This is a genomic window from Amycolatopsis sp. NBC_01307 (assembly GCF_035975215.1).
Classification (GTDB): domain Bacteria; phylum Actinomycetota; class Actinomycetes; order Mycobacteriales; family Pseudonocardiaceae; genus Amycolatopsis.
This window is the reverse complement of the sequence record NZ_CP108403.1, coordinates 11,029,968-11,052,665: the sequence shown is the minus strand read 5'-3', so window position 1 is coordinate 11,052,665 and position 22,698 is coordinate 11,029,968. Positions and strand designations below refer to the sequence as shown.

Sequence of the window (22,698 nt, the reverse complement as noted above, 5' to 3'; positions counted from 1 at the left end):
CACCGCTTCGAGCGGTGATGATCACTGCGCCGGACCGTGACCGGGTGGTCGCCGGGCGGGGTCAGCCGGCGGGGGTGACGAGGCTCCGCGTGGCCTTCGGCGTCACGGCCGGGGCCGCCACGTTCGGGTGAAATGCCGGGAGCGCGGCCTGCGGCGGGGCGTCCGCGGCCGCCGTGCCCCACGTCGGGTTCGGCGTCGTGGACAGGTCGTAGGTGATCGTGCCGCCGTTCGCGACGAACGACTCCGCCACCCACGGCTTCGACGACGGCGAACCGTTCACGCGCACGCCCTGGACGTAGTACGTGTCCGCCGAGGCGCGCGGCGCTTCGACCGTGATCGTCGCGCCGTTGCCGCGGTGGACGACCGCGCGCGGGAACAGCGGCGACGCGAGCACGAGGTCGGCGCGGTTCGGGACCTGCGGGAACATGCCGAGCGTGGCGAAGACGTACCACGCGGACATGGTGCCGAGGTCGTCGTTGCCCGGCAGGCCGCCGGTGCCCGGGCCGTAGACCGTGTTCACGATCTGGCGGACCGTCTGCTGCGTCTGCCACGGCCGGCCGAGGTAGTCGTAGAGCCAGGGCGCGTTGATGTCCGGCTCGTTGCCCGGGTTGTAGTGGACGTCGTCGACGCCCGACAGCGCCCAGTTGCCCGCCGCGTCGTGGAAGAAGCCGTCGAGGCGCTTCACCGTCGCGGGCGCGCCGCCCAGGCCGCCGACCATGCCGGCGACGTCGTGGGACGCCATCCACGTGTACTGCGCGCTGCTGCCCTCGACGAAGCCCGTGTCCGTCGACGGCTGGAACGGCGTCACCCATGAGCCGTCGGCCTTGCGCGCCTGGACGTAGGGGCCGTCGGCGCTCGCCCGCGGGTTGACCAGGTTGCGCCAGTAGCCGGAGCGCGCGAGGAACGCGGCCGGGTCCTGGCCGAGGCGCGACGCCCAGTCCGACAGCGCGAAGTCGGCGACGGAGTCTTCGAGCGTCTCGGCGGCCGAGCCCCAGCAGTGGCAGGCGTCGTCCGGCGCGTAGTGCAGCTTCAGGTAGTCGGCCAGGCCCGGCCGCTGGCCGACGCACTGGATCGGGCAGCCGGCGTCGCGGGTGTCGTTCGCGGTCGGCACGGTGGCCGCGCGGGCCAGCGAGCCGAAGGCGCCCTGGACGTCGAAGCCGCGGGCGCCGAAGGCGTACATCCCGGCCAGCGCGGGCGCCGACGGGTCACCGGACATCACGTGCGTGCCGCCGTTGTCGTGCAGCCAGCGGTCCCACTCACCGCCGTTCTGCCCGGCGAAGTTGTAGAGCGACTGCGCGTAGTCGCCCGCCCGGGCCGGGTCGAGGAACGCGAGCAGCTGGACCTGCCCGCGGTAGACGTCCCAGCCGGAGAACGTGCCGTACTGCGCGTGCTGGCCCTTCGCGAGCCGGTGGACCTTCCGGTCGCTGCCGAGGTACTCGCCGGTGACGTCGCTGGCCAGGCTCGGCTGCTGCAGCGCGTGGTAGAGCGCGGTGTAGAACGTCGTGAGCTGCGCGTGCGTGCCGCCGCCGAGCTCGATCTTCGTCAGCTGGTCCTGCCAGGCCTTCCGGGCCGACGCGCGGACGCCGTCGAACGTCCGGCCGGCGGGGATCTCGGCGTCGGCGTTGCGCTGGGCGTTGGCGGCGCTGACGTAGGAGATGCCGATCCGCGCGGTGACCGGCCCCTTGCTCGCGTCGAAGCCGACGTAGCCGCCCGAGCCCTTGCCGACGCGTGCGGCGTCCGTGAAGCCCTCGCCGCCGGTCGCGCTGCTCGTGCCGGGCCGCAGGGTGCCGTCGACCCAGGTGCCCTGGCCGGTGATCGGCTGGTCGAAGGTGACGCTGAAGTGCAGCGTGTAGTAGGAGCGCTGGTTCTCCTCGCCGCCGGTGGTGCGGCCGCAGAAGCCGCCCGAGTCGACCGAGCCGGTCACCCGCCGGTGCGCCGCGTCGATGCTGATCGAGGCGTTCGAGCTGCCCGGCAGCGAGTTCGACGTCCGGAAGAGCAGGTTCGCGGGCTTGTCCGCGGGGAAGGTGAACCGGCCGAGCCCGGCCCGGTCGGTGGTGGTGAGGTCCACGCCGACGCCGTTGGCCAGGCCGACGCCGTAGTGGCCCGGCTCGGCGGTCTCGTCGGCGTGCGAGAAGTCGCTGGCGAAGACCTGGTCGGTGCGGTCGGCCGACGGCGAGGACAGGACGGCGCCGGGGAACGGCATGATCGGCACGTCGCCGGACGCGCCCGGCGTGCAGCCGGTGCCGTTGAGGTGGGTGAGGCTGAAGCCGCGCACCCGTGTGACGTCGTACTGGTAACCGCCGGCAGCGCCGGTCCCGTTCTGCAGGCCCTTCGTCGTGGTCGGGCTCCAGGCGATCATTCCGAACGGCGTCGTCGCGCCCGGGTAGGTGTTGCCCGCGTTGGTGCTGCCGATCAGCGGGTCGACGTAGGACGCCGGGTCGGCGACCAGCTCGACGCCGGCCGCGGCGGGCGTCGCGAACGCCGTCGCCGCGAGGGCCACCGCTCCGAGCAAGGTCAGGATCTTCCGCGCGGCCATGGCCCGCCCTTCGCCGGTGACGTGCGACAACGTTGTCAGACTGACGCTGCGCAACGCTACGGTCACCCGTTTGCACCCGTCAACGACCCGGTGAACTTCTGTCCGGTTGTCAGGGTGGCCGGTGAAGTGAGCCACAAGCGCGTGGTCCCGCGTTGACACCGCCGCGGCCGGGACCGAGCATCCGATCCATGAACCTGTCCGACAGCCGGACAGCCGGTCCTCGGCGGGTGAGCGCCATGGAGGCCGTGCTGGCCCACCTGCGCCGCCAGATCGAACGCGGCGAGTACGCCGTCGGCGACAAGCTGCCGTCCGAGGCCGCGCTGGGCAAGGAGTTCGAGGTCAGCCGCTCGGTGGTTCGGGAGGCGCTGCGCGGGCTGCAGGCGCTCGGGCTCACCGAGTCGAAGTCCGGCAAGGGCACCTTCGTCACCGCGACCGGGCCCGCCGAGCACCCGGTGTTCGGGCCGTACTCGGCCCGCGACCTGATCGAGGTGCGCCGGCACGTCGAGATCCCGGTCGCCGGGTACGCGGCGCTGCGGCGTTCCGCCGACGACCTCGACCTGCTCGGCCACCTCGTCGAGCGGATGGACGCCGAGACCGACAACACCGCGTGGGTCGCGCTGGATTCGCTCTTCCACATCACCATCGCCCAGGCTTCGGGCAACCCCGTGTTCGGGAAGGTGATCGAGGAGATCCGGGACGCGCTGGCCCGCCAGTCCGCCTTCCTCAACCAGCTCGGCGACCGCCGGCACCGCTCGAACGTCGAGCACCGGGCGATCGTCACGGCGATCGCCGACGGCTCGGAAGCCGCCGCGGTCGAGGCCATGACGGCCCACCTGCGGCACGTCGAAGCCACTTTGACCAGCATCGTGAACGGGGACGAGTAGCACCTTGACCGAACAGACCCTGGCCCCGGAAGCCACCGCCGACGCGGGCGACGCCGGTTACCGCAAGGCCCTGAAACCGCGGCACGTGAACATGATCGCGATCGGCGGGGCCATCGGCACCGGCCTGTTCCTCGGCGCGGGCGGCCGGCTCGCCCAGGCCGGACCGGCGCTGGCGATCGTCTACGCCGTCTGCGGGCTCTTCGCGTTCTTCGTGGTCCGCGCGCTCGGCGAGCTCATCCTGTACCGGCCTTCGAGCGGCGCGTTCGTCTCCTACGCGCGGGAGTTCATGGGCGAGAAGGGCGCGTACGTCGCCGGCTGGATGCACTTCCTGAACTGGTCGACCACCGGCATCGCCGACATCACGGCCATCGCGCTCTACGCGCACTTCTGGTCGTTCTTCACGCCGATCCCGCAGTGGGTGCTCGCGCTGATCGCGCTCGCCGTCGTGCTGACGCTGAACCTGGTCTCGGTGAAGCTGTTCGGCGAGATGGAGTTCTGGTTCGCCATCGTCAAGGTCGCCGCGCTGGTGCTGTTCATGGTGATCGGGATCGTGCTGCTGGCGACGCGGACGCCGATCGACGGCGTCGCGGGCGGGCCGCAGCTGATCACCGGGCACGGCGGGATCTTCCCGGCCGGGCTGCTGCCGATGGTCATGATCGTGCAGGGCGTGGTGTTCGCCTACGCGTCCATCGAGCTGGTCGGCGTCGCCGCGGGCGAGACCGCGCACCCGGAGAAGATCATGCCGAAGGCGATCAACTCCATCATGTGGCGCATCGCCGTGTTCTACGTCGGCTCGGTCGTGCTGCTGGCGATGCTGCTGCCGTGGAGCTCCTACACGAAGGAGCAGAGCCCGTTCGTCACCGTGCTGTCGCACCTGGGGGTGCCGGCCGCGGACAGCGTGATGAACCTCGTCGTGCTCACCGCAGCGCTGTCGAGCCTGAACTCGGGGCTGTACTCGACCGGCCGGATCCTGCGGTCGATGGCCGCGGCCGGGTCCGCGCCGAAGTTCACCGGCGTGCTGAACCGCAACCAGGTGCCCTACGGCGGGATCCTGCTGACGGCGTCGGTCTGCGTGCTCGGCGTCGGCCTGAACTACCTGGTGCCGAAGGAGGCCTTCGACATCGTGCTGAACTTCGCCGCGATCGGCATCCTCGCGACCTGGGCCATCATCGTGCTCTGCCACCTCCTGTTCGTCCGCAAGACCGAGCGGGACGGCCTGGAGCGGCCGTCGTTCCGGCTGCCGTTCTCGCCCTACACCGAGATCGTGACGCTGGTGTTCCTCGCCGCCGTCGTGGTGCTGATGGGCTTCGACGAGACCGGCCGGATCACGCTCATGGCGTTGCCGGTGATCGCTCTCGCGCTGGTCGCCGGCTGGTTCGCCGTGCGGAAGCGGATCGATATGAAGGCGTTCGACAAGGCGGGCCTGTGAACCACGAACTCCTGGTCGAGCTGGTGCGCGACGGCATGGTCGAGGGCGGGCACCACGGCTCGGTGATCGTGCTCGCCCCGGACGGCACGACACTGTTCGACGCCGGCGCGCCGGACGCCCCGATGTACCCGCGGTCGACGGCGAAACCGGTGCAGGCCACGGCGATGGCGCGGCTCGGGCTGCGGCTGCCGCCCGCCGGGTTCGCCATCGCGGCGGCCAGCCACTCCGGCGAGCGGATGCACCTCGACGCCGCGGCCGCGGTGCTCGGCGGGCGCTCCCCCGGCGAGCTGGGCAACCCGGCCGACTTCCCGTACGACCCGGTCGAACGCGACGCTTGGGTCGCGGCCGGGCGGGCCCCGAGCAAGCTCGCGCACAACTGCTCCGGCAAGCATGCGGCGATGCTGGCGACCTGCGAGCTCAACGGCTGGGCGTCCGAGGGCTACCTCGACCCGGCCCACCCGCTGCAGCGCGCGATCGCCGCCACCTTCGAGGACCTCACCGGCCGCGCGATCGACCGGGTCGCGGTCGACGGCTGCGGCGCGCCGCTGTTCGCGACCACGCTGCGCGGGCTCGCCACGGCCGTCTCGAAGATCGCCACGGCCGCGCCGGGAACGCCGGAGCACCTGGTCGCCGACGGGATCCGCCGGCACCCCGAGCTGGTCGGCGGCAGCCGCCGCGACGTCACCGCCGTGCTGCGCGCGGTGCCCGGGCTCATCGCGAAGGACGGCTTCGAAGCCGTCCAGGTCGCGGCCCTGCCCGACGGCACGGCGATCGCGATCAAGATCGCCGACGGCGGCGACCGGGCCCGGCACCCCGTGCTGGCCGCGGCGCTGGCCCTGTGCGGGGTGCGCGTGCCGCCCGGGCCGGAAAACCTGCGCGTCACCGGAAAACTGGCCGAAGCACTCGCCGTGGGGAGGCCCTGAGCCACGTCGCTCCGGTTGCCAGGCGCGCGACCTCGGGTACCGTCGGATCCGGAAGGTGTTACTCCGCTTCGGAAGGCGTGTGCCCGTGCTGGACCGACTTGTCGACAGAGCTCTCGGACTCCCCCGCGCCGAAGGACCGAAACCGGTCATCACGCGCGACCTGCCGGTGCCGATGCCCGACGGCGTCACGCTGCTCGCGGACCGGTACGCCCCGGCGGGTGACACGCCCGCGCCGGTGGTGCTGATCCGCACGCCGTACGGGCGCGCCGGGCTCCTGTCGAAGCTGTTCGGGAACACGTTCTCGCGGCACGGGCTGCAGACGGTCATCCAGAGCACCCGCGGCTCGTTCGGCTCCGGCGGCGAGTTCCGGCCGTTCCACCTCGAGCGGGAGGACGGCGTCGCCACCGCCGAATGGCTGCGCGCGCAGCCGTGGTGCGACGGCAACCTCGCGATGGCGGGCGCCAGCTACCTCGGGCACACGCAGTGGGCGCTCGGGCCCTACCTCGACCCGCCGCTGGCCGCCATGTGCCTCGGCATCACGGCGTCGGAGTTCGTCTCGACGTTCTACCCGGGCGGCGTGCTCGCGGCGGACAACATGGTGTCGTGGTCGGCGATGATCGGCCGTCAGGAAGAGCGCTTCGGCGCGTTCCCGAACCCGCTGCAGGCGCGCAAGACGCGCCGCGCGATGGCGCACCTGCCGCTCAGCGGCGCCGACGTCGCCGCGATCGGGAAGCCGGTGCGGTTCCTGCAGGACATCACCGAGCACTTCGTGCCGGACGACACCTACTGGGCCATGTCCGACCACAGCGCCGACGTCGAGAAGCTCGACGTCCCGGTGTCGATGGTCACCGGCTGGTACGACCTGTTCATCCGCGGGCAGCTGCAGGACTTCCGGCGGCTCGCCGAGGCCGGCAAAGCCCCGCGCATCACGATCGGCCCGTGGTCCCACGGCGAGCCGGCGAGCATGCGCCCGATGATCCAGGACCAGCTCGGGTTCCTGCGCGCCCACCTGCTGGGCGACCGCACGTTCCTGCAGCGCGCGCCGGTCCGGATCTTCCTGCAGGGCGCGGACACCTGGCTGGACTTCGAGGCGTGGCCGCCGCCGTCGACCGCGACGGCGTCGCACCTGCGCCCGATCGGCGGTCTCGGCGAGGTGGGCGGCGGCGAAGCGCGGCCGACGACGTTCACCTACGACCCGGCGGACCCGACCCCGGCGGTCGGCGGGCCGCTGCTGACGGGCGTGACGAAGCAGCGTGACAACCAGGAGATCGAGGCCCGGCCGGACGTGCTGGTCTTCACCGGCGAGCCGCTGGCGGCGGACCTGGACGTCATCGGCGAGGTGGCCGCGACCGTGCACGTGCGCACCGAGCTCGGGCACGCCGACGTCTACGTCCGGCTCTGCGACGTCGACGCGGGCGGCGTCTCCCGCAACGTCACCGACGGGATCCTCCGGCTGCGCCCGGGCTTCCCGGAGGCGGACGCGGACGGCGTGGTGACGGCGGAGGTCACGCTCGACCCGACGGCCTACCGCTTCCGCCTCGGCCACCGCCTGCGCGTCCAGGTGGCGGGCGGCGCGTTCCCGCGGTTCGCCCGCAACCACGGCACGGACGAACCGGTCACCGCGGCGGTGGACGGCAAGCCGAACCGCTTCGAGATCTTCCACGACGCGGCCCGGCCGTCCCGGATCACGCTGCCGATCTTCACTCCCTAAAAGACGTACGGGACCACGCGGTGGTGCGTGGTCACCCGGCCGTCGTCGTGCAGTGCGTGCAACAGCAGCGACGGCGGCCGGTCGTACTCGAGCGGGCCGCCCTCGTCCCAGCCGCGGTCGCCGCCCGGCTCGACCGGTAGCAGCGACCCCGAGACGACGCCGGGGGCGATCCGCAGCGGCACGCCGGCGAACGTCGTCGACGCGCCGGTGTGGACGTGGCCGGCCAGCAGCGCCACCACGCGCGGGTGGCGGGCCAGTACCGCGGCCAGCCGCTCCTCCCCCGTCTGGCGGATGCCGTCCACCAGCGGGAGGCCGACCTCGACCGGCGGGTGGTGGAAGGCGACGAACGCCGGGCCGTCGCCGCCGGACAGCACGCCGTCGAGCCAGGCGAGGGTCTCGTCGGCGAGGTAACCCGCGCCGCGGCCGGGGATCGTCGAGTCGCACATGGCGAACAGCACGCCGTCGACCTCCCGCGCGAGATCGATCGGACCGTCGGACACCGGCTGATCGAGCAACCCGGTCCGGAAAGCCGCGCGGACGTCGTGGTTGCCCGGGCAGACCAGCACCGGCGCCGGGTGCTTCAGCAGCGCGGCGGCGCGTGCGTACTCCGCGGCCGCGCCGTGGTCGGCGATGTCGCCGGTGACGACGACGGCAGCGACGGCCAGCCCGTCCAGGTACGCCATCACGGCGGCGACGCGTTCCTCCGCGCGCGGCCCGTCGTCGAGGTGCAGGTCGCTCAGGTGCGCGACGATCATCTTTGGTCCTTCCCCAGGTAGGCCAAGGCTTTCACCCAGTTGCGGACGAGCACCGCGGACGCCGTCGGCAGGTCGCCGTCCCGCAGCGCCGCGGCGATCCGGCGGTGCTCGCCGATGCTCTCCCCGGCGCGGGCGGCCCCGCCGAAGTAGCACGATTCGTACCGCTTGAGCAGGGGCTTGGTCTGCTCGATCAACCGCAGCAGGTGCGGGTTCGGGCAGCGGGACAGCAGCAGCGCGTGCCACTGTTCGTCCACTTCGGACAGATCCTCGCCGCGCTCCAGCGCCGCGGCCATCCCGTCGGCGACGACGTCGAGCGCGTCGGGCAGCCCGGCGAGCTCCAGTGGCGACGTCCAGCGCAGGGCGAGGGCCTCCAGCTCGGCGACCAGCGGGTAGAGCCGGCGGGCCTCGTCCGGGTCGAACGGCGGCACGAGGAAGCCGCGGCCCGGCTCGGAAACGAGCAGGCCGCGACCGGCGAGCCCGATCAGCGCCTCCCGCAGCGGCGTCCGGCTGACGCCCAGCTCGCGGGCCAGGTGCACCTCGTTGACGCGGGCGCCGGCGGCGAGCCGCCCGTCGAGCACGCGGGTGGTGATCTCCTCGATGAGATCGCTGCGCAAAGGGGTGCGGGCCATCCGGGCAGTATTGCATGCAATCGGGTCGTACTGTATTCAGTTTGCATGACCTTTGACGGCTTCGATGTCGACCGCGCCCGCCGTGAGACCCCCGGCTGCGCGGAAGTGGTCCACTTCAACAACGCCGGATCCGCCCTGCCCCCGGCCGTCGTGACGGACACGGTGGTCGACTACCTGCGCCACGAAGCGCTGATGGGCGGGTACGAAGCGGCCGCCGAAGCCAAGGACCGGCTGGCGGCGGTGTACACGTCGGCGGCGAGGCTGGTCGGTGGCGAACCCGACGACATCGCCATCACCGACAACGCGACGCGGTCCTGGCAGGCCGTCTTCTACGCGCTGCCGTTCGCCGCGGGCGACCGGATCCTCACCTCCACCGCCGAGTACGCCAGCAACGCGATCGCGTACCTGCAGATCGCCCGGCGCACCGGCGCGGTCGTCGAGGTGGTCGGCGACGACGAGTCCGGCCAGCTCGACGTCGAGGACCTGAAGCGCCGGATCGACGGCAGCGTCAAGCTGATCGCCGTCAGCCACGTGCCCACCCAGGGCGGGCTGGTCAACCCGGCCGAGGAGATCGGCGAGGTCGCCGAAGCCGCCGGGATCCCGTTCCTGCTCGACGCGTGCCAGTCCGCGGGCCAGCTCGACCTCGACGTCTCGCGCCTGAAGTGCGACGCGTTGTCGGTGACCGGCCGCAAGTACCTGCGCGGGCCGCGTGGCACCGGTTTCCTGTACGTCCACCCGCGGCTGCGGGAGCGGCTGGAGCCGGCGATGCTCGACCTGCACTCGGCGGTCTGGACGGCGCCCACGGAGTACGTCGTCGACCCGACCGCCAAGCGCTTCGAGGTGTGGGAACGCGACTTCGCCGCGGTCTTCGGCCTCGGCGCGGCGATCGACTACGCGCTCGAGTGGGGCCTGCCGGCCATCGAAGCCCGCGTCGCTTCCCTGGCCGGGACGCTGCGCGGCCGGCTGGCCGACGTCGGCGCCCACGTGCGCGACGTCGGCGTGAAGAAGTGCGGGATCGTCACCTTCAGCGTCGAGAGCACCCCCGCCGCGGACATCAAGGCGCGGCTGGCGGAGGCGGGGATCAACACGTCGGTGTCGTCGCGCACGTCGGCGCAGTTCGACTTCACCGCGCGCGAGCTGCCGGACCTCGTCCGGGCGTCGGTGCACTACTACAACACCGGGGACGAGATCGAGCTGCTCGTGAAGGCGGTCGAGAAGCTCTAGAAGGCGTTGACGCCGGTCAGTTCGGCCGACACCGTCCACAGGCGCTCGGCGAGCGCCGGGTCGATCGCGTAGTCACGCACGCCGACGCGGGTGCCATCCGCGGGCGTGGGCTCGGCGACCTCGCAGTCTTCGAGGTAGACCCCGCCGAGGCCGTCGAGCTGCGGGGACGTCGCCGCCCAGACCTGGGTGGCGGCGCCCTGCTCGGGCGTCTTGGCCCCGGCTCCGGTGACCTGCCCGGTCTCGTCGACCATGCCCGCGTCGACCAGCTCCTGACGGCTCAGGTGGCGCACCAAGTCGGTCAGGATCCGGCCCGGGTGCAGGGCGAACGCGCGGACGCCGTGGCCCTGCGCGAGCTTGTCGAGCTGGACCGCGAACAGGACGTTCGCCGTCTTCGCCTGGCCGTAGGCGAGCCACTTGTCGTAACCCTGCTCGAAGTTCAGGTCGTCGAAGCGGACCGGGCCGAAGTGGTGGCCGCGCGAGGACACCGAGACGACGCGCGCGCCCGGGTTGAACGCGGGCCAGAGCCGGTTCACCAGCGCGAAGTGGCCGAGGTGGTTGGTCGCGAACTGCGCCTCCCAGCCCGGGCCGACGCGCGTCTCCGGCGCCGCCATGATCCCGGCGCTGCCGATGAAGACGTCGATGCCGCGCCCGGACGCGACGAACCGCTCGGCGAACGCGCGGACGCTGTCGAGGTCACCGAGGTCCAGCTCGTCGATCTCGACGTTCTTCAAGCCCAGCAACGCTTCCTCCGCCGTCGCGCGGCGCCGCGCCGGGACGACGACGTGCGCGCCCGCCTCCGTCAGCGCGCGCGTCGTCTCGAGGCCGATGCCGGAGTAGCCGCCGGTGACGATCGCGAGCTTGCCGGTCAGGTCGATGCCGGCCAGGACGTCGGACGCCGTGCTGGTGGCGTCGAAGCCCGAGCCGATCTTGTGCTGTGCAGTGGTCATACCCCGACGTTAAGAGCTGGAGTGCACTCCAGCGCAAATCAGCCCTTGAGCAGCTGCCGCGCGATCACGAGCTTCTGGATCTCGCTGGTGCCCTCGTAGATCCGGAACAGGCGCGCGTCGCGGTAGATCCGCTCGACCGTGACGCCCCGGACGTACCCCATCCCGCCGTGCACCTGCACCGCGCGGTCGGCGACCCGGCCGAGCATCTCGGTGCAGAACAGCTTCGCCGACGACGGCCCGAGCTTGCGGTCCTCGCCCGAGTCGTACCGCGCGGCGGCTTCGTGGACCATCGCGCGGCCGGCCGCCAGCTCGGCGTGCGACTCCGCCAGCAGCGCCTGCACCAGCTGGAACTCCCCGATCGGGTGACCGCCTTGGCGGGCCGTGCGCGCGTACTCGACGGCTTCGGCCAGCGCGCGTTCCGCCATGCCGACGCACAGCGCCGCGATGTGCAGCCGGCCGCGGGCGAGCGAGGCCATCGCGATGCCGAAGCCCTTGCCCGCCTCGCCGATCAGCGCGTCCGCCGACACCTCGACGTCGTCGAAGACCACTTCCGACGTCCACGCGCCGGCCTGGCCCATCTTGGCGTCGTGCGGGCCGACGGTGACGCCGGGCGCGCCCGCGGGCACCAGCAGCGCCGAGATGCCGCGGCTGCCCGCGCTGTCCGGTTCGGTGCGCGCGAACACGACGAAGACCTCGGCGAGCGGCGCGTTGGTGATGAACCGCTTGGTGCCCGAGAGCCGGTAGCGGTCGCCGTCGCGGACCGCGCGGCTGGTGAGCCCGCTGGGGTCGGAGCCGGCTTCGGCCTCGGTGAGCGCGAACGACGCGATCGCCTGGCCGGCGGCGAGCCGGGGCAGCCAGCGGGTGCGCTGATCCGGCGTCCCGTAGTGCACGATCGCCTGGCCCGCGATGCCGTTGTTGGTGCCGAACAGGGACCGGAACGCGGGCGTCGTCCAGCCGAGCTCGACGGCCAGCCGGACGTCCTCGGCCATGCCGAGCCCGAGGCCGCCGTACTCCTCCGGCAGCGCCCAGCCGAACAGGCCCAGTTCGGCCGCTTTCTCCCGGATCTCGGCGGGGATTTCGTCGGTTTCGTCGATTTCCGCTTCGCGCGGGACGACCTCCTTGCGCACGAACTCCCGCACCGCGCCGAGCACCTGCCCGAAAACGTCCACGTCCATGCGTCGCACGGTACCCGGTAGCGTGCGGTGCGTGAGCACCTTCTACGACGTCGCCGCACAGCACCCGGACCGGCTCGCGGTGCTCGCCCCGGACGGGCGGTCCGCGACCTTCGGCGAGCTGGCCGCGCGGGCGAACCGGCTGACGCACGCCCTGCACCGGCTCGGGCTCGGCGCGGGCGACGGCGTCGTCGCGATCGTCCACAACGGACTCCCGTACTTCGAGCTGCTGTTCGCCACGCTGCAGGCGGGGATGTACTTCACGCCGGTCAACTACCGCTCCTCCGCCGAGGAAATCGCCTACGTGGTGGGCAACAGCGGCGCACGCGTCGTCGTCGCGGACGCGGACATCGCGCGCGACTGCCCGCCTTTGGCTGCCGTGGAACGCTTTTCGGTCGGTGCGGCGGCGGACGGCTGGGCGGACTACGCGTCCTGGGGCGAGGACGAGCCGTCGACCGCGCCGGAACCGCGGACGGCCGGGCAGACGATGCTCTACACGTCGGGCACCACGGGCCGGCCGAAGGGCGTCCGCCGCGCGCTCAGCGGGAAACCGCCGTCCCTGCACGAAATCCACCACGACCTGCTCGCGATGATGGACGTCCACGAGGGGCCGGGCGTGCACCTCGTCGCCTGCCCGCTCTACCACGCCGCGCCGGGCTCGTTCAGCGTCAACGCGATGCACCTCGGGCATTCCGCCGTGCTGATGGACAAGTTCGACGCCGAGGAGACGCTGCGGCTGGTCGAGCGCCACCGGGTGACGAGCACCCACCTCGTGCCGACCATGTTCCACCGGCTGCTGCGGCTGCCCGAAGACGTCCGCGCGCGGTACGACCTGGCGAGCCTGGTGAGCGTGATCCACGGTGCGGCGCCGTGCCCGCCCGAGGTCAAGGAGCGGATGATCGCGTGGCTCGGCCCGGTCGTGCACGAGTACTACGGCGCGTCGGAGGGCCTGATCTGCGGCGTCACCGCAGCGGAGTGGCTGGCGGCACCGGGCACGGTCGGCCGGCCGCTGACCGGCGTGCGGCTGAAGATCGTCGACGACGACGGCGCCGAGGTGCCGGCCGGCGAGCCCGGCACGATCTACTTCAGCTCGGCGCACACCGCGCTCGACTACCTCGGCGACCCGGCGAAGACCGCGGCCGCCCGATCGGGCGAATTCCTGACGGTGGGCGACTTCGGCCACCGCGACGCCGAGGGCCGCGTGTTCCTGCTCGACCGCCGCACCGACCTGATCCTGTCGGGCGGCGTCAACATCTACCCGGCCGAGATCGAGGCGCGGCTGCTCTCCCACCCGGACGTCGCCGACGCGGCGGTGATCGGCGAGCCGGACGACGAGTGGGGCCAGCGGGTGATCGCCGTAGTCCAGCCGATCCCCGGCGTGCCGGGTGACGACGCCCTGGCCGCGCGGCTGGCCGAGCACTGCCGCGCCGCCCTGGCCGGCTTCAAGACCCCCAAACGGTTCGACTTCACCGAGCAGCTGCCGCGCACGGAGTCGGGCAAGATGCTGCGGCGCACCCTCCGGAAGGACTGACCGCCCGATGCGCAAGCCGATCGCCGTCACCACCGCCGCTCCGCTCTCGGAGGACGCGCCGAACCCGGGCTGCGGCTTCTAGCTCGAGAACCAGCCCGCCGCGTCGAGGCGGTAGGCCGCGGGGCCGACGACGGCGCGCAGGTCGGTCTCCAGCGCCGCCATCCGCTCGGTGCCCACCGTGCGCGCCCAGTCGGCGCGCAGCTCGTCGAAGATCTCCGCCGACTTCGTGAGGGCGTCGACGCCGTGCGCGGTGAGCCGCACGATCTTGCGGCGCGCGTCGGCCGGGTCGTCGGCGCGCTCGGCGTACCCCAGCGCCTCGAGCCGCTCGACGGTCTTGCCCGCCGCCTGCTTGGAGACGCCGAGGCGCCGGCCGATCTCGGACGCCGTCGCGCCCTGGACGCCGATGGCCTGCATCGCGAAGCCGTACGACGGCCGGACGCCCGCGTGCCCGCGGCGCGCGAGCTCGGCGTGCAGGCGGTCGATGAGCGTGCGGAAGCCGCCGAAGAGCAGGAACGGCAGCTCGTAGCCGGGTACGTCGGTCATAGCCCCTTGCCAACTTCGACAACCAGGTTTACGGTTTCGACAACCACGTTGTCGATCCTACGTCTGGAGACGTCTTGTTCCCCGATCACACCCCGGAGTCTGCTCCCCCGGCCGCCCGCCCCGCGATGGCGGCCACGGCGAAGAAGTTCGGCGGCCACGTCCCGGCCGCCGTCGCCCGCCTGGCGACGTCACCCGAGCTGCTGAACGGCTTCCTCAAGCTGAACGCGATCTTCGAGTCCACCACCCTGCCGGCGCTGGACCGCGAGGTCCTGATCATGACGGTCGCCGCCCGCAACGGCTGCCACCTCTGCGTCGCCATGCACACGGCGTCCCTGCACGGCCTCGCCGCCGCACCGGAACTGGTCACGGCGCTGCGGGCGGAGTCGGCGTTGCCCTCGCCGCGCCTGGAGGCGTTGCGCGGGTTCGTGCACGCGGTCATGGACACGACGGGCGAGGTCCCGCCGTCCGCGCTGGACGCGTTCACCGGCGCGGGTTACACGCCGCGGAACGCGCTGGAAGTGGTGCTGGGCATCGGAACCTACACACTGTCGACGTTCGCGAACCGCCTGACGGGAGCACCGCTGGACGACGTCTTCGCCGCCCACGCCTGGCACGCTACCGCGGCCTGACGGTCGTTCCGTTCGCGTCGCCGTCGACGAGGTCCCGGTAGGCCTCGGCGACGACGGCCACCGGTGTCCCGCGGTGGCCGTCCTCGCCCATGGCTTCAAGGGTTTCGCTGATCCAGCCCGGACTGACGGCGTTGACGCGCAGCCCGCGCGTCAGCTCGGCGGCCGCGGAGCGGACGAAGCCCTCGAGCCCGGCGTTGACAAGCGCGCCGAGGCCGCTGCCGGGGATCGGTTCGGTGAACGTCCCGCCGGTGAGGGTGATCGAGCCGCCGTCCGGCAGCCGCCCGGCGGCGAGCCGCACGAGCGCGACCTGACCGAGCAGCTTGCCGCGCAGGTCGTCGAGTACCTGGCCGTCGGTGAGGTCGCCGAGCGGCCGCAGCGGGACGTTGGCGGCACAGCACACCACGGCGTCGGGCCCCGTCTCGAACAGCGCGTCGAGAGAGGAGGGGTCGGTCAGGTCGGCGCGAACCGGCGACGTCCGTGAGACGGGCACGATCTCGTGGCGCGGCCCGAGAGCGGCGACGACCGCCCGGCCGACGAGCCCGGTAGCACCCAGCACGACGATCTTCACCCCGTCGACGTTAGTGGCGAGGGCAACCCGTTTCCGGGGTCAGAACGGGCGCCAGAAGTGGCCCACGACGTCACACTCCCGCGGGCTGCTGTCCTTGAGGCGGTAGAGGCACCGGGTGATGCGAATCCGGTCGAACCCGCCGACCCGGTCGGGGTCGCCGAGGGTGAAGTGGATGCTCCTCACGCCGTTCGGGTAATCGTTGAAGGTGACGGTCCGGCTCTCCGAGGCGATCCGCGTGGAGCCCTTCATCGCCTCGAAGACGATCTGGGTCGTCTCGATCGGGTTGTCCTCCCCGGTCATGACCGGGTTCTGGGTGCTGATCGCCCCCTGCACCTCGGTCGTCCGGTTCCACCACGTGAACGAGCCGTCGGCACCGTAGCCGTACCCCACGTCGAACGTCGTCGAGTCGCCGACCTGTCCGGCGCTCGCCGTGCCGGTGGCGGTCATGAGGCCACCGCCAGCGCCAAGCCCAGGAACAGCGCGCGCAGCTTCCGATTCATCGATGGCCCCTTCGCGTCGGTTTCGTCGCCGACTACTCGTCGGAGGAGGCCGGCCGGTTTATGTGACCCAGCTCTCACCGAGCCGTGTCCGGTCCCCCGTCGCGGCTTCGACCCCTTGGTGTTCACACCACCGAGAAGGAGTCGAAATGGACAAGCCGGCCGGCCGGCGCGAGTGGCTGGGGTTGCTCGTACTCGTGCTTCCCACCCTGCTCGTCGCGATGGACATGACCTCGCTGTTCCTCGCCTTGCCGAAACTGAGCGCCGACCTGGGCGCGAGCGGTACCGAGCAGCTCTGGATCACCGACAGCTACGGCTTCCTCGTCGCCGGGTTCGTGATCACCATGGGCACCCTCGGCGACCGGATCGGCCGGCGGCGGCTGCTGCTCGTCGGCGGGGCGGCTTTCGCGGCCGTCTCCGTCGTCGCCGCGTTCGCCACCACCCCGGCGCTGCTCATCGCCGCCCGCGGGGCGCTGGGGATCGCCGGGGCGACGCTCATGCCCTCGACGCTCGCCCTGATCACGAACATGTTCCGCGACGAGCGGCAGCGCGGGAAGGCCATCTCGATCTGGGCCACCTGCCAGTTCGCCGGCGGCTCGCTCGGCCCGGTCCTCGCCGGGTTCCTGCTCCAGCACTTCGCGTGGGGCTCGATCTTCCTGATCGCCGTGCCCGCCATGGCCGTGCTGCTGATCGCCGGGCCGATCCTGCTGCCCGAGTTCCGCACGCCCGCGCCGGGACGGCTCGACTTCGGCGGCGTCGCGCTCTCGCTCGCCGCGGTCCTGCTGGTCGTGTTCGGCCTCAAGCAGCTGACCACCGGCGCCGGCCTGCTCGTGCCGCTGGGCGCGATCGTCGCCGGGACCGTGCTGGGTGCCGTGTTCGTCCGCCGCCAGCTGAGGCGCCCCGTGCCGCTGCTGGACCTGCGGCTGTTCCGGAACCGGCCGTTCACCGCCGTGCTGGTCGCGCTGGTGTTCGCGGGCGTCGCGATGGCGGGCGTCGGCCTGCTGGTCACCCAGTACCTGCAGGGCGTGCTCGGGTACTCGCCGCTCGCGTCGGCCCTGCTGTTCGCGCCGATGGGCATCGGCGTCGCGGCGGGCACGACGGTGGCGCCCGCGCTGGCCCGGCGGCTGGCCCCGGTGACGGCGATCACCGGCGGGCTGATGGTCTCGGCGGCCGGCGGCCTGCTGCTGGCCTGCACCGACGGGCTCCCGCTGGTCGTCGCGGGGATCGCGGTGCTGACGCTGGGCACCGGCCCGCTGTTCGCGCTGGGCATCGGCCTGGTCGTCGGCTCGGTGCCGCCGGAGCGCGCCGGGTCGGCCGCGTCGATGGCCGACACCGGCAACTACCTCGGCGGCTCGCTGGGGCTGGCCTTCATCGGCCTGGTCGCCACGGCGGTCTACCACCACACGTTCCCGGCCGGCACCACCCTCGCCGTCGACGTCGCCCGCGCGGACGTCGCCAACCAGGCGAAGGCGGCGTTCACGACCGGCCTGAACGTCACGGGCGTGATCGCGGCGGTGCTCTTCGCGGGTCTGGCCCTGCTGGTGACGCGGATGCGGGCCTCAGCCGAGCGCGCCGAGGAACTGCAGGACGCCCAGCAGGCCCGCTAGGGCGCCGAAGAACTGGTAGATCCCGAAGCTGCCGCCCACCCGGCGGACGGACGCCTCGGCGCGCGGGTCGAGCAGCACGGCGACGGTCTTCCCGACCCGCGGCGACACGAAGGTGTACCGCCCGGCCCACGCCGAGCGCGTCCGTCCGTAGACGGTGTACCGGATCTTGGGCTCGCTCGGCGAGCGGTTCAGCCACCGCCGCTCGTCGACGACGTCACCTTCGATCTCGCGGGCTCGCCGTCCGAAGCGCAGGCGGCCCGCCGCGATCCCCGCGGACAACGCCCCGAACAGGGTGAACACCCAGGCCACGAGCAGGTAGGACGCGGTGACGTCGCCGGCCAGGCCCAGCTGCCCGGCGGCCAGGCCGAACGCCACCAGCAGCACCCCGTGCACGACGAAGGCGACGGGCAGCGCGGTCCGGGGCGTCGGCAGCAACCGCACCCGGCCGCTTCCGGCCGGTCCGCACCGCACGACGTCGTCCACCAGCACGGGCACGGTGGTGCGCAGCAGTTCGCGTTCCCCGCCGCTCAGCTCGTCGACGACGGTGCCGGCCACGAGGGAAACCCGCAGGACCGACGGCAGCGGACGCACCGCCGTCACGCGGTACCGGCGCAGCCCACGCGCGAACCACCACCGGAACGACGACCAGGCCACGCCCGCGATCGCCTCGATCGAGCCGGCCACCAGGAAGACCTGCACCGCTGCACCGTGCACGCGTTCAGCCGGGTCCCTTCGAGGATTCAGGTGGGCGCAGCAGGGTTCGAACCTGCGACCGCTCGGGTGTAAACCGAGTGCTCTTCCGCTGAGCTATGCGCCCGGACGGCGGCGGCCCACCCGCAAGGGGGACCGCCGCCGTGGAGCCTCACGCCAGTTCGGCGACGGCCTTCTTCCAGCCTTGCTGGTCGCGTGCCTCGCCCGGGGCGTTCACCTCGGCGAAGCGGACCACGCCTTCCTTGTCGACCAGGAAGGTGCCGCGGACCGCGAGACCCGCCTGCTCGTTGAAGACGCCGTACGCGCGCGCCACGTCACCGTGCGGCCAGAAGTCGGACAGCAGCGGGAACTGGTAGCCCTCCTTCTCGGCCCACGCCTTGAGCGAGAACGGCGTGTCGACCGAGACGCCCAGTACCTGGACGCCCTTGTTGTCGTAGTCGGCGAACTCGTCGCGGAGCTGGCAGAGCTCGCCCGTGCAGATGCCGCTGAACGCGAACGGGTAGAAGACCACCAGCACCGGCTTGTCGCCCCGGAAGGACGACAGCTGCACCGGCTGCTTGTTGTAGTCGTTCAGTGTGAAGTCAGGGGCCTCAGAACCGACCTCGACGGTCATACCGCGTTTCCTCTCCCGTACGGACACGTGCCTGCGACGACAACCCTATCGTGTCAGCCGGGCGGGGCCGGTTCAGCGCTGTTTCGACTTCGACTTCGGGGACACCAGCCTCGTGCCGATCCAGTTCGCGCCGACACTGATGTTGGCGGTCTGGGCCAGCCCGACGACGGGCACCGCTTCCGCGATCTCACTCGGCTCGACGTGCCCGGGCTGTCCCGTCTTCGGGGTCAGCACCCAGATCACGCCGGTCTCTTCCAGGGGGCCCCTGGCGTCGATGAGCGCGTCGCCGAGGTCGCCGTCGTCCTGGCGCCACCACAGCAGCACCACGTCGATGACCTCGTCGGCTTCCTCGTCGAGGATGTCCCCGCCGATCTGCTCCTCGATCGCCGCGCGGACGTCGTCGTCGACGTCCTCGTCCCAGCCGATCTCCTGGACCACCATCTCGGGCTTGATGCCGAGCCTCTCGGCGACGCCGGTCTGATCAGCGTCTCCCGCGGCGACCACTGCTTTCACTCCTCCAACTACGACGGAGCGTGGCGCTCGAGCACCCTCGTGGAGGGTACGGCTGCGCCACACTCGGCTACCCGGTTGCCGATAGCGAACACTGGTGTGGCTCTGCGCGCAACCGTCCACACCGGATCCGTGACAACTCGTGTCGCAGGATACGGGCCGCGGGGCCCCCGCCGCGACGGCGTATCGGGTACCTCGGGGACCGGTCTGCCACCCCGCCGGAGCCCGTCCCCTAGGGTGATGAGGAAGAAAACGCGCGCGCGGGTACACCGCGCGCGGGGAGCGACTCGATCGGGTCGGCTGATGTTACCGCCTAGTAGCAGTGCGGAAGCCGGGAGGGAAGACGACGATGGAGAGTCGTACACCCCCGAGTACGAGCACCACCGGCTACAACTTTTCGCAAGGAGACCCCTTGGCCTCGCAGAACGACGGCGCCTCCGGCAAGGAGACCCCGGCACGCGTACGCGTAATCCGTGACGGATTGGCTGCGCACCTGCCCGACATCGACCCGGAGGAGACCGCCGAGTGGCTGGACTCCTTCGACGAGGCGCTGGCCAGGGGAGGCCAGCAGCGGGCCCGGTACCTGATGCTGCGCATCCTGGAGCGCGCTCGTGAACGCAACGTCGGTGTGCCCGCGCTGACCTCGACGGACTACGTCAACACCATCCCCACCGAGAACGAACCGTGGTTCCCCGGTGACGAGGAGATCGAGCGCCGCTACCGGGCCTACATCCGGTGGAACGCCGCGATCATGGTGCACCGGGCGCAGCGCCCCGGCGTCGGCGTCGGCGGCCACATCTCGACCTACGCCTCGTCCGCCGCGCTCTACGAAGTCGGGTTCAACCACTTCTTCCGCGGCAAGGACCACTCCGGCGGCGGCGACCAGATCTACATCCAGGGGCACGCCTCCCCCGGCATCTACGCCCGCGCGTTCCTCGAGGGCCGGCTGTCCGAGCAGCAGCTCGACGGCTTCCGCCAGGAGTACTCGCACGCCGGTGAGGGCGGCGGCCTGCCGTCGTACCCGCACCCGCGGCTGATGCCGGAGTTCTGGGAGAACCCGACGGTGTCGATGGGCCTCGGCCCGATGAACGCCATCTACCAGGCGCGGTTCAACCGCTACCTGCGCGACCGCGGCATCAAGGACACCAACGACCAGCACGTCTGGGCGTTCCTCGGCGACGGCGAGATGGACGAGGCGGAGTCGCGCGGCCTGATCCACATCGCGGCCGGCGAAGGCCTCGACAACCTGACCTTCGTGATCAACTGCAACCTGCAGCGGCTCGACGGCCCGGTGCGCGGCAACGGCAAGATCATCCAGGAGCTGGAGTCGTACTTCCGCGGCGCCGGCTGGAACGTCATCAAGGTCATCTGGGGCCGCGAGTGGGACTCGCTGCTGCACGCCGACCGCGACGGCGCACTGGTCAACCTGATGAACGTCACGCCGGACGGCGACTACCAGACGTACAAGGCCAACGACGGCGCCTTCGTCCGGGAGCACTTCTTCGGCCGCGACCCGCGGACGAAGGACCTGGTCAAGGACCTCTCCGACGCCGACATCTGGAACCTCAAGCGCGGTGGCCACGACTACCGCAAGGTGTACGCGGCCTACAAGTCGGCGCTGGAGCACCACGGCCAGCCGACGGTGATCCTGGCCCACACCATCAAGGGCTACGGCCTGGGCCCGGCGTTCGAGGGCCGCAACGCCACGCACCAGATGAAGAAGCTCACCCTCGACGACCTCAAGCTGTTCCGCGACTCGCAGCGGATCCCGATCAGCGACGAGGAGCTCGAGCGCGACCCGAAGCTGCCGCCGTACTACCACCCGGGCAAGGACTCGGCGGAGATCGAGTACCTGATCGGCCGCCGCAAGGCGCTCGGCGGCTTCCTGCCGGAACGCCGCCCGAAGTCGGCGAAGGCGCTCGTGCTGCCCGGCGACAAGGTCTACGAAGGCGTCCGGAAGGGCTCGGGCAAGCAGGAGGTCGCCACGACGATGGCGTTCGTCCGGCTGGTCCGCGAGCTGGCGAAGGACTCCGAGATCGGCAAGCGCGTCGTCCCGATCATCCCGGACGAGGCCCGCACGTTCGGCCTCGACTCGATGTTCCCGACGGCCAAGATCTACAACCCGCACGGCCAGACGTACACGTCGGTCGACGCGAGCCTGATGCTGGCCTACAAGGAGTCCGAGAAGGGCCAGCTGCTGCACGAGGGCATCAACGAGGCGGGCTCGACCGCGTCGTTCACCGCCGTCGGCACGTCGTACGCGACGCACGGCGAGCCGATGATCCCGATCTACATCTTCTACTCGATGTTCGGGTTCCAGCGCACCGGTGACGGCCTGTACGCCGCCGCCGACCAGATGGCCCGCGGGTTCGTCATCGGCGCCACCGCCGGGCGCACCACGCTGACCGGTGAGGGCCTGCAGCACGCCGACGGGCACTCGCTGCTGCTGGCGTCGACCAACCCGGCGGCCGTGGCGTACGACCCGTCGTGGTCGTTCGAGATCGCGCACATCGTGAAGGACGGCCTCCGCCGGATGTACGGCGAGACCGGCCCGGACGGCAACGGCGAGAACGTCTTCTACTACATGACGATCTACAACGAGCCGTACCAGCAGCCCGCCGAGCCGGAGAACCTCGACGTCAACGGCCTGCTGAAGGGCCTGTACAAGTACGCGGACGCCCCCGAGGGCGACGGTCCCGAGGTGCAGATCCTGGTCTCGGGCGTCACGATGCCGGACGCGCTGAAGGCGCAGAAGCTCCTCGCCGAGGAGTGGGGCGTGCGGGCGGCCGTGTGGTCGGCGACGTCGTGGACCGAGCTGCGGCGCGAGGCCGTCGAGATCGACCACGACAACCTGCTCTACCCGGGCAGCGAGCCGCGCGTGCCGTACGTGACCGAGGCGCTTTCGGGCACCAACGGACCGGTCGTGGCGGTGTCGGACTGGATGCGCTCGGTGCCGGACCTGATCCGCCCGTACGTGCCGACCGACATGCTGACGCTCGGCACCGACGGGTTCGGGTTCTCCGACACCCGGCCCGCGGCGCGGCGGAAGTTCCTGGTCGACGCCGAGTCGATCACCGTCGGCGCGCTGTCGATCCTGGCCAAGCGCGGCGAGGTCGACCAGGCGAAGGTCCTCGAAGCGGCCACGAAGTACCGGCTCGACGACGTCGCGGCCGCCGGGCCGCAGACGTCGGATTCCGGCAGCGCGTGACCTGGTGCTAGAAAGGGACCCGGCAGACATCCGATGTCTGCCGGGTCCCGTTCGCCGTGCAGGCTGTTGAG

The 22,698-nt window shown here is 71.7% G+C and carries 20 protein-coding genes and 1 tRNA gene; 9 read left to right on the top strand and 12 right to left on the bottom strand.

Annotated features, from left to right (window positions below; translation table 11 throughout):
- Positions 1-61: 61 nt before the first annotated feature.
- Complete coding sequence (locus OG439_RS49980; protein ID WP_326947291.1) at positions 62-2,602, bottom strand: GH92 family glycosyl hydrolase; 2,541 nt, start codon at positions 2,600-2,602, stop codon at positions 62-64.
- Positions 2,603-2,772: 170 nt separating this feature from the next.
- Between OG439_RS49980 and OG439_RS49975 the strand changes: the two genes are divergently transcribed.
- The 4 genes from OG439_RS49975 to OG439_RS49960 all read left to right on the top strand — a co-directional run bounded on the left by OG439_RS49975 (position 2,773) and on the right by OG439_RS49960 (position 7,483).
- Entirely contained in the window at positions 2,773-3,420 is a 648-nt protein-coding gene (locus OG439_RS49975) for a FadR/GntR family transcriptional regulator (protein ID WP_326951821.1), read from the top strand.
- 4 nt (positions 3,421-3,424) lie between these two features.
- Complete coding sequence (locus OG439_RS49970; protein ID WP_326947290.1) at positions 3,425-4,849, top strand: amino acid permease; 1,425 nt, start codon at positions 3,425-3,427, stop codon at positions 4,847-4,849.
- Positions 4,846-5,772 (top strand): asparaginase, encoded by a 927-nt coding sequence (locus OG439_RS49965; protein WP_326947289.1) that lies wholly within the window; start codon positions 4,846-4,848, stop codon positions 5,770-5,772. Before OG439_RS49970 ends, OG439_RS49965 begins: the two co-directional genes overlap by 4 nt.
- A gap of 85 nt (positions 5,773-5,857) precedes the next feature.
- A complete protein-coding gene (locus tag OG439_RS49960; RefSeq protein ID WP_326947288.1) occupies positions 5,858-7,483 on the top strand; it encodes a CocE/NonD family hydrolase in 1,626 nt (541 codons plus the stop codon).
- Here the strand turns inward: OG439_RS49960 and OG439_RS49955 are convergent.
- Both OG439_RS49955 and OG439_RS49950 read right to left on the bottom strand, forming a co-directional pair.
- Complete coding sequence (locus OG439_RS49955; protein ID WP_326947287.1) at positions 7,480-8,238, bottom strand: metallophosphoesterase; 759 nt, start codon at positions 8,236-8,238, stop codon at positions 7,480-7,482. The two genes, OG439_RS49960 and OG439_RS49955, sit on opposite strands and share 4 nt — an antisense overlap.
- Positions 8,235-8,867, bottom strand: coding sequence for a GntR family transcriptional regulator (locus OG439_RS49950; protein WP_326947286.1), 633 nt, complete (start codon positions 8,865-8,867; stop codon positions 8,235-8,237). The genes OG439_RS49955 and OG439_RS49950 overlap by 4 nt, the downstream gene beginning before the upstream one ends.
- 45 nt (positions 8,868-8,912) lie before the next feature.
- Here OG439_RS49950 and OG439_RS49945 point away from each other — a divergent pair, with 45 nt between their 5' ends.
- A complete protein-coding gene (locus OG439_RS49945) occupies positions 8,913-10,091 on the top strand; it encodes an aminotransferase class V-fold PLP-dependent enzyme (protein WP_326947285.1) in 1,179 nt (392 codons plus the stop codon).
- On the opposite strand, the gene OG439_RS49940 is transcribed toward OG439_RS49945, so the two are convergent.
- Together OG439_RS49940 and OG439_RS49935 are read right to left on the bottom strand one after the other, a co-directional pair.
- A complete protein-coding gene (locus tag OG439_RS49940) occupies positions 10,088-11,038 on the bottom strand; it encodes an SDR family NAD(P)-dependent oxidoreductase (protein WP_326947284.1) in 951 nt (316 codons plus the stop codon). The two genes, OG439_RS49945 and OG439_RS49940, sit on opposite strands and share 4 nt — an antisense overlap.
- Positions 11,039-11,076: 38 nt before the next feature.
- A complete protein-coding gene (locus OG439_RS49935; protein ID WP_326947283.1) occupies positions 11,077-12,213 on the bottom strand; it encodes an acyl-CoA dehydrogenase family protein in 1,137 nt (378 codons plus the stop codon).
- 31 nt (positions 12,214-12,244) lie between these two features.
- Here OG439_RS49935 and OG439_RS49930 point away from each other — a divergent pair, with 31 nt between their 5' ends.
- Positions 12,245-13,741: an AMP-binding protein gene (locus OG439_RS49930; RefSeq protein ID WP_326947282.1), complete on the top strand. Its 1,497-nt coding sequence runs from the start codon at positions 12,245-12,247 to the stop codon at positions 13,739-13,741.
- A 78-nt stretch (positions 13,742-13,819) separates the two neighbouring features.
- Here the strand turns inward: OG439_RS49930 and OG439_RS49925 are convergent, their stop codons facing one another.
- The gene (locus OG439_RS49925; protein ID WP_326947281.1) at positions 13,820-14,284 is read right to left on the bottom strand and encodes a MarR family winged helix-turn-helix transcriptional regulator; all 465 of its coding nucleotides are present in this window, start codon (positions 14,282-14,284) and stop codon (positions 13,820-13,822) included.
- A 125-nt stretch (positions 14,285-14,409) separates the two neighbouring features.
- Here OG439_RS49925 and OG439_RS49920 point away from each other — a divergent pair, with 125 nt between their 5' ends.
- Entirely contained in the window at positions 14,410-14,913 is a 504-nt protein-coding gene (locus tag OG439_RS49920; protein ID WP_247064076.1) for a carboxymuconolactone decarboxylase family protein, read from the top strand.
- On the opposite strand, the gene OG439_RS49915 is transcribed toward OG439_RS49920, so the two are convergent.
- Both OG439_RS49915 and OG439_RS49910 read right to left on the bottom strand, forming a co-directional pair.
- Positions 14,900-15,481 (bottom strand): short chain dehydrogenase, encoded by a 582-nt coding sequence (locus tag OG439_RS49915; RefSeq protein WP_326947280.1) that lies wholly within the window; start codon positions 15,479-15,481, stop codon positions 14,900-14,902. The genes OG439_RS49920 and OG439_RS49915 overlap by 14 nt on opposite strands.
- A gap of 39 nt (positions 15,482-15,520) precedes the next feature.
- A complete protein-coding gene (locus OG439_RS49910; RefSeq protein WP_326947279.1) occupies positions 15,521-15,928 on the bottom strand; it encodes a hypothetical protein in 408 nt (135 codons plus the stop codon).
- A 199-nt stretch (positions 15,929-16,127) separates the two neighbouring features.
- On the opposite strand from OG439_RS49910, the gene OG439_RS49905 reads away from it, so the two are divergent.
- Entirely contained in the window at positions 16,128-17,585 is a 1,458-nt protein-coding gene (locus tag OG439_RS49905) for an MFS transporter (RefSeq protein WP_326947278.1), read from the top strand.
- Here the strand turns inward: OG439_RS49905 and OG439_RS49900 are convergent.
- The 4 genes from OG439_RS49900 to OG439_RS49885 form a co-directional block, all read right to left on the bottom strand.
- Positions 17,538-18,284, bottom strand: coding sequence for a hypothetical protein (locus tag OG439_RS49900; RefSeq protein ID WP_326947277.1), 747 nt, complete (start codon positions 18,282-18,284; stop codon positions 17,538-17,540). The two genes, OG439_RS49905 and OG439_RS49900, sit on opposite strands and share 48 nt — an antisense overlap.
- A 46-nt stretch (positions 18,285-18,330) precedes the next feature.
- Positions 18,331-18,402 (bottom strand) — tRNA-Val (locus tag OG439_RS49895).
- A 45-nt stretch (positions 18,403-18,447) separates the two neighbouring features.
- Positions 18,448-18,909, bottom strand: a complete 462-nt coding sequence (locus OG439_RS49890) for a peroxiredoxin (RefSeq protein WP_247062586.1) — start codon at positions 18,907-18,909, stop codon at positions 18,448-18,450.
- Between the two features lie 72 nt (positions 18,910-18,981).
- On the bottom strand, positions 18,982-19,413 hold the full coding sequence (locus tag OG439_RS49885; RefSeq protein ID WP_247062584.1) for a DUF3052 domain-containing protein: 432 nt from the start codon (positions 19,411-19,413) through the stop codon (positions 18,982-18,984).
- 418 nt (positions 19,414-19,831) lie between these two features.
- Between OG439_RS49885 and aceE the strand changes: the two genes are divergently transcribed.
- Positions 19,832-22,627, top strand: coding sequence for a pyruvate dehydrogenase (acetyl-transferring), homodimeric type (aceE, locus tag OG439_RS49880; RefSeq protein ID WP_326947276.1), 2,796 nt, complete (start codon positions 19,832-19,834; stop codon positions 22,625-22,627).
- Positions 22,628-22,698 lie beyond the last annotated feature (71 nt).